The sequence below is a fragment of the Agrobacterium sp. rho-8.1 genome, from assembly GCF_033957725.1.
GTDB lineage: Bacteria > Pseudomonadota > Alphaproteobacteria > Rhizobiales > Rhizobiaceae > Agrobacterium.
Window position 1 is genome coordinate 621,180 of the sequence record NZ_CP192789.1, and the last position, 16,566, is coordinate 637,745.

A 16,566-nucleotide genomic window follows, 5' to 3' on the forward strand; every position below is an offset into this window, starting at 1 on the left:
TTTAAAGGTGATTGAAAAATGAGCGACTTCATTTCTGCTGCTTGGTTTGCTGAAAAAATAACCAATCGCACGAAACGTGGAATAGCGATGGAAACCAGTGCTTTGGTGCGTGCCGGTGTCCTTCCTTTGGGCGTTCGTTTACCGGCAATTCGCGATATTGCATATGAACTCGGCGTAAGCCCTGCCACGGTTTCAGAAGCATGGAGTGACCTGCGTCAACAGAAAATTATCACCGGTCGGGGACGAAACGGTACGTGGGTATGCGGCGAGCGCTTTGTTGCCAAGCCGGAAAGGCTCGCAAGTTCCGGCAACTACGGAGCAGGCTCTATCGACCTGACACTCGCGGTTCCCGATCCCGGCCTCCTTCCTCAATTGGCGCAAGCGATGGCGCACGGGGCATCTGCAACGGGAACGAACAGTTACGAGCGCAGCCGGATCGTGCCGGAATTACGGGAAGCTGCCGAAAAAACATGGCCCTATGCAGCCGAGGCATTCTTGGCCACGAATGGCGGATACAATGCGATTTACACCCTCTTGCACGCGCTTGTGCAGCCAGGCTCGGCAGTGGCAATCGAACACCCCACTGCCATGCGACTGCTGGATATCCTTGAGGATATCGGCGTAGTCATCCTGCCTGTTCAATGCGATGAAGAAGGCCCTTTGCCATCGTCGCTTCAGGAGGCGATGGCGCACCGGCCGGCGGCATTTCTCTTTCAGCCAAGAATTCACTCCGTCACCGGCAGGTCAGTGAGTGCGGAGCGCTTGGGCGCTCTTGGCGACATTCTGGAAGGGTCCGACACGTTGATCGTGGAGGATGACGGAACGGCCGATATTTCGCCCGACGCGCCACGGTCACTGGGAGGGCGGTTTCCTGAGAGGACGATCCACATCGTATCCTATTCCAAAACGCTGAGCCCAGATCTGCGGTTGGCGATTTTATCCAGCACAGCCGAAATCATCGAGCAGATCCAGTCATACAGAAGCTTCAGTTCGGGCTGGACCAGCCGCATCTTGCAAGGCGCTACTGCATGGTTGCTGAACCAGCCGTCGACATGGGAGACAATTGCGCGTGCTCGCGAGCACTATCGTGAGCGCTGCACCGGGCTTGCAATTGCCCTTCGCGCACGGGGCGTCAATGTCGAGAATGGGAGTGGCCTTGCGCTCTGGATTCCCGTTGAGTCCGAGCCCTTTGCTGTGGTTACGTTGGCTGCCAGGCGCATAGCAGTCAACCCCGGCTCGAAATTTTCAATCCTGCCCAGCAACCATATACGCGTGGCGACCAGCATGTTAACGGAGCAGCGCGACGCTGTTGCCGATGCGATTGCCCTGGCTCACAAGCTCTAAGCTGACGGACCGCAGCCCAGCGCCTTCATCCCTCAAATATCTCGGGAAGAGCGCGGACGAATGTCTTTTTACCCGCCTTCCACCCGGCAAGCGTAGGCGCGATGGATCGGATTGCGGTTCGATGATCAAGAGCGTCAAGAATGACGATATCGGCGGGGGCACCCACGACCAATCCGTAGTCAGCCCGCATAAGGGCCGAAGCGCGGGCGCTCACCATGGCAAAGACATCGTCGATGTCCTGATCACGGGAAAGCTGCGCGATATTGGCGTAGAGGTTTCCCATGCGTGCCAGTGAGGCATCACCAAATGGCGTGAAGGGGTTGAGGACGTTGTTTGTGGCGATTGCTGCCTGTACTCCGTCTGCCAGAAACAGATGCGCTAGCGTGACGCCGCGCGGAACGTTCGACTGACGATCTCGCCCCATCAAAAAAAGATCCGTCGCGGGCAGAACCGTGACGGCAATTCCGGCAGCGGCGATCTTGCGCGCAATGACCGAACGCTGCGCCGGATCGAGCGCAGAAAGGTTGGTGACATGGCCGATCGTCACGCGGCCGCCGTAGTTGTGCGCGTGTGTCGCTTCGATAACGGCTGGCAAGTCGGTCTTTGCCGGATCGAGACTGAAATCCAGATGAAAATCCACATCCACGTCATGTTTTCTGGCAAGCGCAAAAATCCGTCTGATATGTTCCTCCGGTTGCGGATCGGTATAGGGACAGCCGCCGATAAGATCGGCACCGGTGCGCAATGCCTCGTCCAGCATCAGCTCCGTTTCAGGCTCCTGCGTCAGGCCTTCCTGGGCAAAGGCACAAATCTGGATATCCATCGCAAACGAAAACCGCTCTCGAACGCGCTTTACGGCCTCGAATGAGCGCATGCCTGCGCGAGGATCGATCTCTACAAAAGTCCGCATACGCGTTGTGCCGTGAACGATGGCTTGGCGGACGACGGCCGATGCGCGTTTGAAAACGTCCTCTTCGGAAAATCCGCTTTTGGCTTTTGCCGTTTCGCGAACGGCTTCTTCCAATGTTCCGGCGCAGATTGTGCAGCGCTCCAGAATGCAAGCCTTGTCGAGATGGACATGCGCGTCAACGAAGCCAGGAAATGCCACATGTCCTTCCACGTCTTCCTCAGCGACGGCATCGCACCTCATATGGGCGCCAATTGCCGCGATGCGACCGCCCTTGACTGCGATATCCACGGGCCGCGGCTGGTCGATCAGTTGCGCATTTCGAAAAACGAGATCAAACAGCATTTCAGTCCTCAAATACCGATCGCACAGCCGTCGCTGCGGGGATCATGCGCGCCATCGATCCAGCCGTCACTATCCATTCGGATCGCTCCCGCCTGGCCGGCCAGCGCATTGAGCGCAGGTATGGCAATCGTTTCATGGCCCATTGCATGCAATGTCGCGATGACATCGGCGCCAACAGACGCCTCTATTTTGAGATTGTCTCGGATATCGGAAAAGGTTCGACCGAGCAAAAAACGGGGTTCAGAGAGTGCAGAAAGCGGATCAAAACCGTGGTCGATCAGCCGGCTCAAGAGCAACGCCAGTGTCTGCGGCTGTCCATCCGCGCCTTGTGTGCCATACAGAAGATGCGGCTTGCCATCTTTCAAGCCGATGCCGGGGTTGAGCGTATAGAACGGCCTTTTTCCCGATGCCAGAACATTCGGGCTAACAGGATCGACACTGAACGCCGCGCCGCGATTTTGCCAAAGAATGCCGGTGTCCTCCAGCAGCACGCCGCTTCCCCAATCATAATAGGTGCTTTGCAAGACACTGGCGCATCGTCCCTCTTGATCAACAGCCGCAAGGTAGACCGTATCGCCGGTTTGATGGACAGCGGGCCAAGGTTCGGCGATTCGACGGTCGATTGCTGCGGCCTTGCGCGATAGAACTGTTTCGCTCAGCCAGTCACTGCATGCCTGCGCCACGAAATCCGGGTCGGCAATCGCGCCGCGTTCAAGAAAGGCCTGCTTCACCGCTTCGACGCAAAGATGATAGAACTCCGCAGATGACGGATCGATATCGGCCATGTCGAAATTCGACAGGACGCCCATGATGCACAGCGTCGTTACCCCTTGGGATGGTGGCGGCGGCGCCAAAAGTTCGATGCCGCGATAGACCGTGGATACAGGATCGACCATCTGCGCGTCCGTCTTTTGCATGTCGTGCAAACGGATCGGGCTGCCCGCGGCCTGCAGACCCTTTGCAATGCGTCGGGCGAGCTCGCCATCGTAAAACTCGCGGTGACCGTAAAGTGCGATCCGTTGCAAGGTCGATGCCAATTGTGGCTGACGCTGAATGCCTTCGGTCACAAAATGAGCCTCGAAGCCAGGCCAGCTGGCAATGTCATTGGCCCGAAATTCATGCCAATGCTTCTGCGACCGGCTGACCGGAAAACCACCTGCGGCCAGCTCAATCGCGTCGACCAGCAACGTCGCCAAACTCTCCGATCCTTGCCAATTCTCGCCGGAATATTGCAAGGCTTTTCCCCAACTATCGACCAGGGCTGCCGTTGTCAGTGCAGATAACGGTCCGCGTTGCGGTATCGCGTCGAGAACGGGAAGATGCTCCGCCGCCTGACCTATCCCCATGATCGTCTTTCGCCGACCGGTGCGGTCCGCCACAATCCATATCGCGTCCCCACCCAACCCACAAAAATGCGGATAGAGAACGGTGAGCGCCGCCCCCGCCGCAATCACTGCCTCGATCGCCGTACCACCCCGACGCAGGACCTTCGCACCCGCTTCACTCGCCACGTGGTGCGGAGATGTGACCATGCCGTTGTTCGAGCGGGCCGCACAATGTTCAGACTGACGCATGGATACCCCTAATCGGATAACGAGATATAGCGGCTGAGAATTGTGGTGATATCCGGGCCATCATCCTTCTCGTCCACCTTGGCTCTATCCTCAACCGCATGCAGGTGATGATCCATGATGCTGACAGCAGCTTCCGGATCTTGATTTTTCAACGCCTCGATCAACTGGATATGCTCATCGATGCCGCATTCGGCAGAATGTGGACGCCCGAAACGGGCGAGAATTAGCGAGGAGCGCGAAACGATCTGGCTAATGAAATCGATCAGCAGCTTGGAGCCAGTCAACTCGGCAAGAAGAATGTGAAACTCGCCTGCCAAACGGATAGACCGTGGAGATGATGCCTGGAGAGCGCGCTCTTCCTCGCGCACGTGGCTGACGAGAGCATCAATGCCGTCTCCCGGCATGCGCATGCACAGGCGGCTGATAACCTCACGTTCAAGACAACGCCTCAGGGCAAAAACCTCTTGCGCCTCTTCCAAGGCGGGCATCGCAACGGCCGCGCCTCGATTGGGCTTGATCTCGACCAGACCATCGGAGGAGAGACGCAGAAGGGCATTGCGAGCGCTTGTTCGGCTGACGCCAAACGTATCGCCGATGGAATCCTCAGGCAGCTTCGTTCCTGGCTTCAAAGCCTGCTCAAGAATGGCGCGACGCAGAGACGCGTAGATCGCATCGCTTCTGCTGAGATTTATCGACATCCATCTGGTCCAGCGCATCATTGCAACAAGATGCTTTCTGACACACATATCGTATGTAATCTACCAGAATTATTGCATGCAATATATATTGATTTTGCGTGCATATCTATCTAGCCTTCTGCTGCAAAATGAAAGCCCGGAGCTCTATGCAGATGACGAAGACAGTCTTTACCAATGCCAGACTGGCCGATGGCATGTCATACGACATCGGCGTCGATAACGGACGAATCGTCTCGATCGAACCTGCTGGATTAAAGGCAGCGTCGGAGCCGACCGTCGATGTCGCGGGAGAACTGCTGGTGCCCGGTTTTGTGGAAGGGCATATCCACCTCGACACCAGCTTTTACGGCGACACATGGATACCGCATCGTCCCTGCACCAATGGTTTCGACGTCCATGAGCGGGTCGCCTTCCAGGCACAGAATATGGCCGTGGCGGCGCCGATGGACAAACGGGCCCGTGATCAGCTTGATCTTTGCATCGGCAACGGGACGCTTCACATGCGCAGCCATGTCATGGTGGATGGCTCGGTGGGGCTGAAATCGCTGGAAACCATTCTGGCGGCTCGCGAAGACTATAAAAATCTTATCGATATCCAGATCGTTGCCTTTCCCCAAAGCGGAATTCTGAAAAGTCCCGGCACACCAGCATTGCTGGATGAGGCAATCACCCTCGGCGCGGACCTCGTCGGCGGTCTCGACCCGGCAAGTTTCGACCGGGACGCGAACGGTCATCTCGATGTCGTCTTCGGCGTTGCCGAAAAACATGGCGTGGATATCGATATCCATCTGCATGATGCCGGAAGTATGGGTGCCTTCACCATCGAGGAGATTTGCGCCCGGACGGTGGTCCTCGGCATGCAGGGACGTGTGGCCATCAGCCATGCCTATGGGCTGGGCGATCTGCAGACAGACGCTGCCCGCAAGATTGCCAGAACGATTGCGGAAAGCGGTGTATCGATCATGACGAACGCGCCCGGCAATCACAGTTTTCCGCCGGTCGCGGTGTTGCGCCAGGAAGGCGTCACTGTTTTCAGTGGCAATGACAATATTCGCGATTCGTGGTGGCCCTATGGTGATGGTGATATGTTGCATCGCGCCGAGATCATCGGCTACCGCTCCGGCTTCTACACAGACGAAGAATTGAAAGCAGCATTCGAGATCGTTACCAGCGAAAGCGCAAAAGCTCTCCGGATAGAGGAATACGGTATCTACGTTGGTGCCAAGGCAGATTTCGTTACACTCGCGGCTGGAAATATCCCGGAAGCGGTCGTTTCCTTTCCGAGGGGACGCAAAGTGTTCAAGGCAGGCAAGCTGGTTGCCGAGGCCAACCAGATCATCAGGTAACGGCAACGGCCTGTGGCGATGACGCTGCTTTCAGTATAGAACGCAGTTTCAAACCGCAGAATGGCTGCACGCTATCGCGTGTCCGCGACCGAGGATCACCATTTGGCACTTTCGAGCCCGACATTATCGCTCAACATGCTTGGCTGGTCCGATTTCTTCGCGGAACAGGTCAAACCGAGCGAGACGCATCTCGTGCCCGCGCGTGTGGCCTCGGTGCATCGCGCGCGTATCGACGCGATCAATGTCGAAGGCCCTATCGACCTTGAGCTTCCTCCCAATTCCAACACTGCGGACTTCGCGGTTGGCGACTGGGTGCTGGCCGATCCCGTAACGGGCATACTCACCGTCCGCCTCGAGCGAAAAACCGTCTTTCAACGACGTCTGGAAGGCGGGCACGGGCACCAACTTGCTGCGGCCAATGTCGATACACTGCTGATCGTCACGTCATGTAACGCCGATTTCAACCTCTCAAGGCTGGAGCGCTATCTCATCATGGCCAATCAGGCCGAAACGACCCCTGTGATCGTTCTGACAAAGGCCGACACAACGGATGAGGCAAGCGCATTCGAACAGCAGGCGAAGACGCTTCAGCGTGACCTGCCCGTCGTGGTCTTGAATGCACGTTCAGCCGATGCGGTTTCTCTGTTGAAACCATGGTGTGGCGCTGGCCAGACCGTGGCATTGGTCGGCTCATCAGGCGTTGGAAAATCAACGCTCGTCAATACACTTTCAGGCCTTGGTCCCGAGGCGATGCAAAAAACCGGCACCATACGCGAACAGGACGCGAAAGGCCGGCATACGACAACAGCCCGGTCTCTTCATGCCATGTCCGGAGGCGGCTGGATCATTGATACCCCTGGCATCAGAACACTTTTTGTCAGCGACGCGAGCGACGGTATCGACACGCTGTTTGCCGAAATCACGGAACTCGCACCGCTCTGCCGATTTCGCGATTGCACCCATGCCCATGAGCCCGGATGCGCCGTTCAGGCAGCTGTCAAAAGCGGCGCATTGGACAGCGAGCGCGTGGCGCGCTGGCGAAGTCTGCTTGCCGAAAACCGCGAGAGAACACCGGTGACCAGCGGACCGAAGGGCAACAAGATATTCAAGAAGAAAAAATACTGACAGCCCAGCGCTGGCAATTGGCACGTACACGGTTTGGCAGGCACAAATTGATGCTTCAAACACCGTGAGTGCTCGTCACCTTACGCTCTCGCAGAGGCTACCAAGGGTCAGGCGTCGATGTCGATACCGAATGACAAGACTGCCACCGCTTGTCTGTCGCACCCTACCCGTCAGAACCTTGACTTGATGCCCGCACTGCGGCGTCCCAAAATTCAGCCACCGTGGTTTCGTGACCAGCGGTGGCTGAGATCGGTTATTCAGCCTTAGGCAGTTCTATACCGTTCCAGCCAATGAGCATATTGTGCAGGAAGTGTCCAGGACGGCTTGTCGATACCCAGTTCAAGCGCCGCTTGATACGGCCAATGGCTGTTGGCAAGAAGCGGGCGACCAAGCGACACCATGTCGACCATATCATCCGCGATCAGCGCGTCGGCCTGCTTTGGCTGGCTGATGAACCAGCTGGTGGTGGCCGGAAGTCCAACTTCGCGCCGTACCCGTTGGGCGATGGGTGCCATGAAGGCAGGTCCCCAGGGAATATTCGCAGTCGGCGTCGAGAACCCGATGCTGACATCGATTATGTCGAGGCCGCCGTCCTTGAAACGGCGAACCATCTCGATGCCCTCTTCCAGGTCATCTGTTCCATCGAATTCTGTGACGCCGAAGCGGGCGGCGAGCGGGAGGTGCTCAGGCCAGACATCGCGAACGGCAGCAAGCGTTTCGAGCAGGAATCTGGCCCGTCCGTCAAAGTCACCGCCGTAATTGTCAGTCCGCTCGTTGGACCAGGTCGAAAAGAAGTTCTGTCCGAGATAGCCATGCGCAAAGTGAAGCTCAAGCCATTCGAAGCCAGCCGCAAGCGCCCGCTTCGCAGCGGCTACGAAGTCCGCCTTGATCCGCTGGATATCGGCAATCGTCATGGCCTGTGGTACCTTGCCGAGGTTTGCTCCGAACGCAATGGCTGATGGTGCCAACGTTTCCCAGCCGCGCGGATCAGACGCAGCAATATGGTCATCACCCTCCCATGGGCGATTGGCGCTCGCCTTGCGGCCAGCGTGTCCGATCTGGATGCCGGGGACGGCACCTGCGGCCTTCATCAAACCCACCGCCTTCTTCCAGGGCTCGATCTGCTCATCGCTCCAGATGCCAGCGCATCCGGGCGTGATACGGCCTTCAGGCGATACGGCTGTCGCCTCGGCAACCACCAAGCCTGCTCCGCCTCGCGCAAGTCCTGCGAGATGAACATGATGCCAGTCATTGACGACACCGTCCTCGGCCGAATACTGGCACATTGGCGACACCGCGATGCGATTTCTCAACGTCACGTCTTTGAGTGTAAAAGGGGTAAACAAGGATGACATGGTAGCTCCGACTGTTAACTAGAGATCATCATATAGAACTTTGATTGTTCGAATACAATCGAACTATCAAATAAGATTTCGTTGTGCTAGGGTTGTCTCATGCGCGCCATTCCACATCCCGCCCTCAAAGACGTCACGCTTGCTCAAGTGCTCTATGCCCTCAGTGATCCGATCAGGCTGGGCGTTGTACGTCAGCTGTCCCGTGAGGGACAGGCCACATGCTCTGCACTGGATGGTGGCCGACCCAAATCCAGTATGTCTCACCACTTCAAAGTCTTGCGAGAAGGAGGCCTCGTCTTTACGAGCACAGATGGACCCGCGCATCTGAATGAACTGCGTCGCGACGAAATCAACGAGCAGTTTCCGGGTCTATTGGACGCCGTGCTGGATGCAGCAAGTCAGCAGGACTGAGACAAGATGGCAAAACATTCCTTTTAATCTGGAAGGTCTTTGAGCACAAGCAGTCGGTTTCCAGGCGTGTAGGCGATCACCTTGTCTTGCTCCAGCGCATTCAGGACGCCGATGATCTCAGATTGCGAGAAACCCGCCGCTTTCATCGGCACGCCGATATCGTTTAGGTTTATCGACACCTCAGGGGCGGCCTTTAGGCTACGCAGGCGGCCAATCAGGACTTCTTCGGTTTCTGAAAATCTGCTCATGTTGGATTATAAGCGTGTTTCGATCAAATTGTCTTCAGGACGAACATCCGCACGCAAACTATGCACCGCATCATATCGACCACCGGCAGTTCAGGTTTCCCGGGACGCTCGGGCCAAATCCTGAAATGCCGTAAACGTGGCATAACGCTTCTCATGAATGTCGGCCAAAGCTCCCTCTACGGGTGTGTAGACACGTGCCACACGGCAGAGACTCGTCATCGCCGAACGCATATCGGTGAAGACGCCGCTGGCAACGGCGCCGAGAATGGCGGAACCGAGCAGGACCGGTTCGTCCGAACCCGTAGCCACCACCGGCTTACCGCAGGCGTCGGCCAGAATTTGGCGAACCAGATCATGCTGACCGGCGCCACCGCTGATAACCACCTGCTCGATATCAGCCCCGGCATTCTTCTGGGTGTCTATGATTTGCCTCAGGCCGTAGCCGATACCGCACAGACCGGCGACATAAAGTGAAACGAGACTGTCGAAATCACGCTCCATCCCAAGGCCGGCGATGACGGCACGCGCATGCGGATCGGCAAAGGGAGCACGGTTGCCGAGAAACTCGGGAACGACGTGCAGACCCGTGGCAAGGCGAACGACTTCGGAGGCGTCGCCATAGGTTGCAGCAGCATCGGCAATCAGCACCGGTAATGGCACACCTTGGGCAAAAGCCCGTGCCTGCGCATCTGCGGCTGCCGGATGGAAGGAAAGCAATTGGTCGATTGCCGCGCCCGCAGCACTCTGACCACCTTCGTTCAGCCACATGCCGGGCACCATGGCGGAGAAATAGGGGCCCCATACCCCTGGCACGAAGACCGGCTCGATCGTAGATGTCATGGTGCAGGACGAGGTGCCGAAGACATAGGCGAGATTAGACTGTGGGCCGCTGCCGACTCCGGCCGTCCCGATACCGCCGGCATGGGCATCTATCATGCCAGCGGCAACAGCCGTGTTTGGCTTTAGCCCCATGGCGTTCGCCGCCTCCGGCGTCAAACCTGTGCCGAGAGGCGTGCCTGGCTCCACGATCCTGGTGCCGATGCGGGAAAACCCCTCATCTGCAAGGACGCCAAGGCCAATCTTCTGGAAATAGCTCGGGTCCCATTTCCGCTCATGCGCCAGATAGGTCCACTTGCAGGTTACAGTGCAGGTCGAGCGCGCGAGATCGCCGGTGGCCTTCCAGGTCAGGAAGTCAGCGAGATCGAAGAACTGCCATGCCGCCTCAAATGTCTTCGGGTGGTTTTCCTTCAGCCAAAGAATTTTCGGCGTCTCCATTTCCGGCGAAATGCGCCCGCCAACGTAACGCAACACGTCATGCCCCAAAGCGTTGATCCGCTCTGCTTGCGAAACGGCACGATGATCCATCCACACGATGATATCGCGGGTGTTATCGCCCGACGACCCCACCGGCAGCGGTCGCCCTCCTTCGCCAAGCACCACCAAGGAGCAGGTCGCATCGAAACCGAGGCCAATAACCTTCGCCGGATCGACGCCACTCTTGCTGACCACCGCCCGCACGACGGTACAAACAGCATCCCATATCTCGGTGCTCGACTGCTCGACGATCGCGCCGGTTTCACGAAACAGCGAGATATCCTGCTTGACCGATGCCAGCAGATGGCCATCCAGATCGAAAAGGCCAGCTCGCGCGCTTCCAGTACCGACATCGATACCGATGAGGTAGCCTGACACGGTCGTGTTCACTGCTTTGTTCATTGTGCTTGGCTCTTGAAAGTCTTGGAGTCAAATATGGCCGCTGGCATCGATCAGAGATCGACGCTGTTGGGTAGGATGACGAGATCGCGGATGGTTATGTTGCGCGGTCGCGACAACATGAAGAGAACGGCATCTGCCACTTCCTTCGGCTGCATCAGGCTGCCATTGGCAAGTGCATCGTCCAGCTTGGCCTTCGGCCAATCATCGATCAATGCCGTCACCACCGGTCCGGGTAGCACAGCGCCAACGCGCACGCCATGAGGTGCGACCTGGCGACGGGTGGAGTGCACGAAAGCCTGAACCGCGAACTTCGATGCGGTGTAGATGGGTTCCCACACGACAGGAACCACCCCGGCGATCGAACTGGTGAATAGAATATCGCCCGACTTCTGGGCAATCATGTGCGGAAGCACGGCGTGTACTGAGCGGAAAGCTGCGTTGATGTTGAGGTTCAGCATCCTGTCCCAAGCATCCGGATCGCCTTCCGCCACAGGTCCTCCGACATACGCACCGGCGTTGGCGTGGAAAATGTCAAGCCCACCAGCGACTTCCAAAATACGCGGCAACATGGCAGAGACCTCAGGTCCGTTCAGCAGGTCAACCACCAAGGGCTTGGCATTCTCTCCGAGTTCGGCGCACAGAGTCTCCAGTTTGTCCCTGGCGCGGTCGATCAACACGACGGTTGCGCCTTCGGCGAGCAGAGTGCGGGCGCATTCCAGGCCGATGCCCGATGCGGCACCCGTTATAGCGGCAACCTTGCCCTTCATGAGTTCAGTCATCAGTTTTCCTCCAATATGGTATTAGGCACGGCCATGGCTGACGCGAGATTGACGCGCCAGTGAATCGACGATGACCGCGATGGCGAGCACAGCGCCGGTAATCATGTAGCGCAACGATGAATTGAGATTGAGAAGGGTCAGACCATTCGAGATTGCCTGGATGACGATGATCCCAAGCAAAGCCGAATATGCGCTGCCACGGCCACCGAACAGGCTGGTACCGCCGATCACGGCTGCGGCAATTGCATTCAGGTTGACGTCGCCGGTACCGGCTTGCTGGCTTGCCGAAGCCAGACGCGATGCCGACAACACACCGCCCAGCGCCCCAAGCGTCGAGCACAGCATGAAGGCACTCATATAGATCCGGCGGACATTGATACCTGAGCGGCGGGCCGCTTCTCTGTTGCCGCCGACGGCAAATATTGATCGACCCCACTGTGTCTTGGTCAGGGCATAGTTGAGAATGACGACCAACGCGACGAACAGACCGAACATGTAAGGGACGCCGCGACCACGGTTCAGATAATAGACAGCAAATTCAAAGATCAATGTCAGCATGACCGCTTGGACCATGAGGCTGCTCAACGGTTTGGCGGACAGATTGACCGACAGGCGACGCTGGCGAACGAGATAGCCAGAGATCACCAGCACCAGACCGGGGATCAATGCCAGCATATAGGACAGCCAATCCGGCATCACCAGAATCTGACCGAAGCGTACGAGTGGCGAGGCATATGGCAGATTGATGCTGCCAGTCGGCCCGAGGATGTAGAGTTGCAGGCCAAGCAGGGCGAGCAGACCGGCAAGCGTTGCCACGAAACTCGGCATGCCCAGCCGGTTGTACATGACCGAATACAAGGCACCAACCAGTGCACCGAACACCAGAGCTGCGAAAATTGCCACCGCGATCGGCAAACCGGTATTCACCCAGAGCACGCCTATGATGGCGGACGACAGGCCGCTCATCGAGCCGACGGACAGGTCGATCTCTCCGAGCAACAGCACACAGACGATGCCAAGTGAGATAATCCCGACAGTGGCGCAATCGAACAGCAGGTTGACGAGGTTGTTCGGCGCCAGAAAGACCGGATTGAGAAGGCTGAACACCGTCGAGATGACGATCAGGCCGATGGCAACCGGTAGCATTCCGAGATCCCCGGATCGGACTCGAGTGAAGAAACCACGCACCATTCCTGAAATACCATCGTCGTGCCGGACGCGGATATCACTGCGGTCGAGCGCAGATGACTCGTTTGCTTTATCATTGGAGATGTTTTGACTCATAGGGTGCTCCCGGTCGTTTCCGTTTGCCCGGCCTTGCGCTCATTGCGGCGTGAAACAGAGTTTTCGGTCGCTCCGGTAATGGATGCGACTAGTTCCTGATTGGAGGCATCCGGTTCAAAGACGCCATTGTTGCGCCCAAGCCGCAGCACGACGATGCGGTCGGCAACAGCACGGACGTCTTCCATGTTGTGACTGATGATGATGACGCCCAACCCGCGATCCCGCACACGTTCGATCAGGTTCAGCACCTCGGCGGTCTGTGCAACACCCAGAGCGGCTGTCGGCTCGTCCAGCATGATGATTTTCGGGTCGAGGAGGAGCGAACGCGCAATGGCGACCGTCTGGCGCTGGCCACCCGAAAGTGAGGCAATCGGTTCGCGCACCGACGGAATACGCGCGGCGAGCTCTTTCAGAAGCGTCCAGGCACGAACTTCCATCGCAACTTCGTCAAGGTTCCACGGCGACATTTCATGGCCGAGAAAGAGATTGGCCACCACATCGAGATTTTCGCAGAGCGCCAAATCCTGAAAGACTGTGGCGATACCGAGTTCCAGTGCGCGGCTTGGGCTGTCGAGCGAGACCTCCTGACCACAAAATTCGATTGTCCCGGAAGTCGGCTGGTGAACCCCTGCAAGGACCTTGACCAGCGTTGATTTTCCCGCGCCATTGTCTCCCACGAGCGCAACGACCTCGCCGGCCCGCACGTCTAGGTCAATATCGGTGAGTGCCGACACCGCACCAAATTTTTTCGAAATTTTGCTCAGTCTGAGAAGGGTACTTCCCTTCTTTGGGACGATTGTGTCCGATTGCACCATGAGATCAGGCTCTTTTCTGGTTCCGGATATGCCCGACCGGATACGGAGATCCGATCGGACAAAGTCAAACAGGTTTACTGCGTGATACCGAGCTTCTTGCACCCGGCGAGGTACTCACCGGTGCAAACCTCCTGGACGGTTTGTATCTTCTTGTCGAAGATTTCAGCCTTGATGTTGTCGGCTGTGACAACGGCAGGAATGAAAAGCTCCGAAGGCGTATCGTAGAGCGAGGTCTTGGGCTCTGGCTTTTCACCTTTCAGAAACTGGACCGCCACTTTGGCCGCCGCCGCCGCAACGATTTCGGAAGGCTTGGAAATCGTATTGTACTGGTCGCCGGAAATCACGAGCTGCAACGCGGCGATGGTGGCATCATTGCCTGTCACAGGCGGAACCGGATTGACACCAGCGGCCTTGAAAGCCGCAATCGCACCGCCACCCGTGCCGTCATTGGCGGCAACGACACCCTTGATGTCAGCACCGAATCGGGTGATCTGGCCAGCTGCCCACTCCTGGGCCTTGGGGGGAGCCCATTCCGGTGTGTCATATTCAGCAAGCGTCTTATAGCCCGAATCCTTCAGACCGAGATGCACGCCATCGCGGATAAGGCCCGCCGCCGCATCGGTGGGCGAGCCATTGATCTGGAGAACGCCCGCGCCCGCAGGAACCCCGTTTGCCTTCAGATGCGCAACCAGCGACTTAGCAATTGCCTCGCCGATACCCTGATTGTCGAAGGAAACGTAATAGTCTGCTGGCTTAGCGGGGATCGGACGGTCATAGGCAATGACCTTGACCTCTTGCGACTGTGCAATTTCAACAAGAGCAGCGGCAGCCGCAGAATCGACCGGGTCCAGAACGACGACCTTGGCGCCCTGAGCAATGACGGAGTTAAACTGCTGCTGCTGCAGAGCTGCATCGCCGTTGGCATTCTGATAAATCAGCGTGCATTTTTCGCAAAGCTTTGCCATCTCGGCCTTGAAGCCGGGATAGTCGTGATTTTCATAGCGGGTTGATGCCTGGTCCGGCATCAGAAACGCAACGGTCGCTGCCTCCTGAGCGTGCGCTGAACCGGAAAACAGGGCAGCGGTCGCAACCGACACCATCATCATTGAACGAAGTTTCATAGTCTCCTCCTTTAGAATTCAAAATTCGTGCCGAGACGTGCTCCGGTTTCACGCCAAGCCTTTTCCATCTTCGTGATCATGACGCACAGTTCATTTGCCACAGCCGAAGCAGCGCCTGCGCGACGATGTTCATGGAAACTGACTTGAATGCCTCCCGGCCGACCCTCCACAGTCAACCAAATAACATCGATTGCGCAACTATGCTCAATCGATGAAGCAGATTGCTCCGTTCCCGGTTTGATGTCAAGCTGTGTTTGAAGTGGAGTCATTTGTGAATCAGCGTAGACCACCTAAAAAGACCACGATCTACGATTTGGCCGCACTTGCTGACACGTCAGCCAGTGCGGTGAGTGCAGTGCTCAACGGAAACTGGAAAAAGCGGCGTATCAGCAGCCAACTGGCGGAAAAGATCACGCAGATAGCTGAAGAGCAGGGTTACGCTCTCAACATGCAGGCCAGCCTGCTGCGCAGGGAAAAGTCGAAGATCATCGGCATGATCGTGCCCAAATACGACAATCGCTATTTCGGGTCGATCGTCGAGACATTCGAGAGCATGGCGCGCGAAAGGGGCCTCTTCCCAATCATTACCTGTACGCGACGTGACCCTGAACTTGAAGTCGAGGCGGCACGAACGATGCTCTCCTATCAGGTTGAATGGTTGATCTCGACAGGCGCAACTGACCCGGATCGCATCAGTGATCTGTGCGCTGCCGCTGGCGCGCATAGCCTCAATCTCGACTTGCCGGGAAAGAAGGCGCCATCGATCATTTCCGATAATTTTTCAGGCGCGCGGGAACTGACACGGCGCATTCTTGCCAACAGCAAACGCAAGCTGGGGGCTGCCAAACCTCTTCTTTTCATAGGGGGGCGCGGCAGCGATCATAACACGGCCGAGCGCGTGCGAGGGTTCCGCGCGGCACACGACGATATCGGTATTCCCGTCGATGACAGCCATATTCTAGCCAGTGGCTACGCACCGGAAAAGGCCGAAAATTCGCTTCGGGCACTGGCCGCCTCCGGTGACGCGCTTCCGATCGGAATGTTCGTGAACTCAACCATCTCTCTGGAAGGTGTGATGCGCTGGATCAAACGATCCGGCCACTACAAAGACCGGATGCCCGTCATAGGCTGCTTCGACTGGGACCCCTTCGCAGCGTTGTTGGGAGACGAGATCGAGATGGTTCGACAAGACGTTCAGGGTATGTTGGACGCGGTCTTCAACCTTATAGACCACGGCACAACGACTGACGGACTGATAGAAATCCCGCCCATATTTATTGATGCCGAGCAGAGGTAAATGATGTCAGCTCGACCCCGAATACGCCGCAGTGTCCGTCGATAAACGTCATCATTGCCCGAAGAGGCGGTCGCGATCGCTTTGCCCGACACGCAATGCTTGCTTTCGATGACAGGGGAAATCGCGAATGGCATTTCAGTCATCTCTGGTGAGGAGCCGGTTAATATTTGTTTCCTGTCTTGCAGTCGTCAAACCTAGCCA

At 57.2% G+C, this 16,566-nt stretch carries 15 protein-coding genes; 5 read left to right on the forward strand and 10 right to left on the reverse strand.

The features are described 5' to 3' along the window. The first annotated feature begins 18 nt into the window (after positions 1-18). Positions 19-1,344: an aminotransferase-like domain-containing protein gene (locus RMR21_RS17730; RefSeq protein WP_498670783.1), complete on the forward strand. Its 1,326-nt coding sequence runs from the start codon at positions 19-21 to the stop codon at positions 1,342-1,344. A gap of 25 nt (positions 1,345-1,369) precedes the next feature. On the opposite strand, the gene RMR21_RS17735 is transcribed toward RMR21_RS17730, so the two are convergent. Genes RMR21_RS17735 through RMR21_RS17745 form a run of 3 tightly spaced genes read right to left on the reverse strand, consistent with a single transcriptional unit; the run spans position 1,370 to position 4,868 of the window. After that, positions 1,370-2,596 carry an amidohydrolase family protein gene (locus RMR21_RS17735; protein ID WP_498670784.1) on the reverse strand — a complete coding sequence of 409 codons (1,227 nt, stop codon included), beginning with the start codon at positions 2,594-2,596 and terminating at the stop codon, positions 1,370-1,372. 8 nt (positions 2,597-2,604) lie between these two features. Next, positions 2,605-4,170, reverse strand: coding sequence for a gamma-glutamyltransferase family protein (locus RMR21_RS17740; RefSeq protein ID WP_498670785.1), 1,566 nt, complete (start codon positions 4,168-4,170; stop codon positions 2,605-2,607). A gap of 8 nt (positions 4,171-4,178) precedes the next feature. Next, positions 4,179-4,868, reverse strand: a complete 690-nt coding sequence (locus RMR21_RS17745; RefSeq protein WP_498670786.1) for a GntR family transcriptional regulator — start codon at positions 4,866-4,868, stop codon at positions 4,179-4,181. A 152-nt stretch (positions 4,869-5,020) separates the two neighbouring features. Here RMR21_RS17745 and RMR21_RS17750 point away from each other — a divergent pair, with 152 nt between their 5' ends. Both RMR21_RS17750 and rsgA read left to right on the forward strand, forming a co-directional pair. Beyond that, positions 5,021-6,214 (forward strand): amidohydrolase family protein, encoded by a 1,194-nt coding sequence (locus tag RMR21_RS17750; RefSeq protein ID WP_498670787.1) that lies wholly within the window; start codon positions 5,021-5,023, stop codon positions 6,212-6,214. Between the two features lie 135 nt (positions 6,215-6,349). Then, positions 6,350-7,339: a ribosome small subunit-dependent GTPase A gene (rsgA, locus tag RMR21_RS17755; RefSeq protein ID WP_498671777.1), complete on the forward strand. Its 990-nt coding sequence runs from the start codon at positions 6,350-6,352 to the stop codon at positions 7,337-7,339. A 263-nt stretch (positions 7,340-7,602) separates the two neighbouring features. On the opposite strand, the gene RMR21_RS17760 is transcribed toward rsgA, so the two are convergent. Beyond that, entirely contained in the window at positions 7,603-8,694 is a 1,092-nt protein-coding gene (locus RMR21_RS17760) for an NADH:flavin oxidoreductase/NADH oxidase (RefSeq protein ID WP_498670788.1), read from the reverse strand. 99 nt (positions 8,695-8,793) lie between these two features. On the opposite strand from RMR21_RS17760, the gene RMR21_RS17765 reads away from it, so the two are divergent. Further along, the gene (locus RMR21_RS17765) at positions 8,794-9,105 is read left to right on the forward strand and encodes an ArsR/SmtB family transcription factor (RefSeq protein WP_498670789.1); all 312 of its coding nucleotides are present in this window, start codon (positions 8,794-8,796) and stop codon (positions 9,103-9,105) included. 23 nt (positions 9,106-9,128) lie between these two features. Here RMR21_RS17765 and RMR21_RS17770 read toward each other — a convergent pair whose 3' ends face one another. The 6 genes from RMR21_RS17770 to RMR21_RS17795 all read right to left on the reverse strand — a co-directional run bounded on the left by RMR21_RS17770 (position 9,129) and on the right by RMR21_RS17795 (position 15,068). Next, the gene (locus RMR21_RS17770; RefSeq protein WP_498670790.1) at positions 9,129-9,353 is read right to left on the reverse strand and encodes a hypothetical protein; all 225 of its coding nucleotides are present in this window, start codon (positions 9,351-9,353) and stop codon (positions 9,129-9,131) included. 90 nt (positions 9,354-9,443) lie between these two features. Next, positions 9,444-11,069: an FGGY-family carbohydrate kinase gene (locus tag RMR21_RS17775; RefSeq protein WP_498670791.1), complete on the reverse strand. Its 1,626-nt coding sequence runs from the start codon at positions 11,067-11,069 to the stop codon at positions 9,444-9,446. Positions 11,070-11,119: 50 nt separating this feature from the next. After that, positions 11,120-11,848, reverse strand: coding sequence for an SDR family oxidoreductase (locus RMR21_RS17780; RefSeq protein WP_498670793.1), 729 nt, complete (start codon positions 11,846-11,848; stop codon positions 11,120-11,122). Positions 11,849-11,869: 21 nt separating this feature from the next. After that, complete coding sequence (locus RMR21_RS17785; RefSeq protein ID WP_498670794.1) at positions 11,870-13,132, reverse strand: sugar ABC transporter permease; 1,263 nt, start codon at positions 13,130-13,132, stop codon at positions 11,870-11,872. Beyond that, positions 13,129-13,947, reverse strand: coding sequence for an ATP-binding cassette domain-containing protein (locus tag RMR21_RS17790; protein WP_498670795.1), 819 nt, complete (start codon positions 13,945-13,947; stop codon positions 13,129-13,131). The genes RMR21_RS17785 and RMR21_RS17790 overlap by 4 nt, the downstream gene beginning before the upstream one ends. A gap of 74 nt (positions 13,948-14,021) precedes the next feature. Then, complete coding sequence (locus tag RMR21_RS17795) at positions 14,022-15,068, reverse strand: ABC transporter substrate-binding protein (protein ID WP_498670796.1); 1,047 nt, start codon at positions 15,066-15,068, stop codon at positions 14,022-14,024. Between the two features lie 271 nt (positions 15,069-15,339). On the opposite strand from RMR21_RS17795, the gene RMR21_RS17800 reads away from it, so the two are divergent. Next, positions 15,340-16,365, forward strand: coding sequence for a LacI family DNA-binding transcriptional regulator (locus RMR21_RS17800; RefSeq protein ID WP_498670797.1), 1,026 nt, complete (start codon positions 15,340-15,342; stop codon positions 16,363-16,365). Positions 16,366-16,566 lie beyond the last annotated feature (201 nt).

Coding starts and splice junctions, on each gene's coding strand:
- RMR21_RS17750 (WP_498670787.1), top strand. CDS start 5,021: ATGACGAAGACAGTCTTTACCAATGCCAGACTGGCCGATGGCATGTCA.
- RMR21_RS17730 (WP_498670783.1), top strand. CDS start 19: ATGAGCGACTTCATTTCTGCTGCTTGGTTTGCTGAAAAAATAACCAAT.
- RMR21_RS17765 (WP_498670789.1), top strand. CDS start 8,794: ATGCGCGCCATTCCACATCCCGCCCTCAAAGACGTCACGCTTGCTCAA.
- RMR21_RS17760 (WP_498670788.1), bottom strand. CDS start 8,694: ATGTCATCCTTGTTTACCCCTTTTACACTCAAAGACGTGACGTTGAGA.
- RMR21_RS17795 (WP_498670796.1), bottom strand. CDS start 15,068: ATGAAACTTCGTTCAATGATGATGGTGTCGGTTGCGACCGCTGCCCTG.
- RMR21_RS17780 (WP_498670793.1), bottom strand. CDS start 11,848: ATGACTGAACTCATGAAGGGCAAGGTTGCCGCTATAACGGGTGCCGCA.
- RMR21_RS17745 (WP_498670786.1), bottom strand. CDS start 4,868: ATGTCGATAAATCTCAGCAGAAGCGATGCGATCTACGCGTCTCTGCGT.
- RMR21_RS17770 (WP_498670790.1), bottom strand. CDS start 9,353: ATGAGCAGATTTTCAGAAACCGAAGAAGTCCTGATTGGCCGCCTGCGT.
- rsgA (WP_498671777.1), top strand. CDS start 6,350: ATGCTTGGCTGGTCCGATTTCTTCGCGGAACAGGTCAAACCGAGCGAG.
- RMR21_RS17790 (WP_498670795.1), bottom strand. CDS start 13,947: ATGGTGCAATCGGACACAATCGTCCCAAAGAAGGGAAGTACCCTTCTC.
- RMR21_RS17775 (WP_498670791.1), bottom strand. CDS start 11,069: ATGAACAAAGCAGTGAACACGACCGTGTCAGGCTACCTCATCGGTATC.
- RMR21_RS17740 (WP_498670785.1), bottom strand. CDS start 4,170: ATGCGTCAGTCTGAACATTGTGCGGCCCGCTCGAACAACGGCATGGTC.
- RMR21_RS17735 (WP_498670784.1), bottom strand. CDS start 2,596: ATGCTGTTTGATCTCGTTTTTCGAAATGCGCAACTGATCGACCAGCCG.
- RMR21_RS17785 (WP_498670794.1), bottom strand. CDS start 13,132: ATGAGTCAAAACATCTCCAATGATAAAGCAAACGAGTCATCTGCGCTC.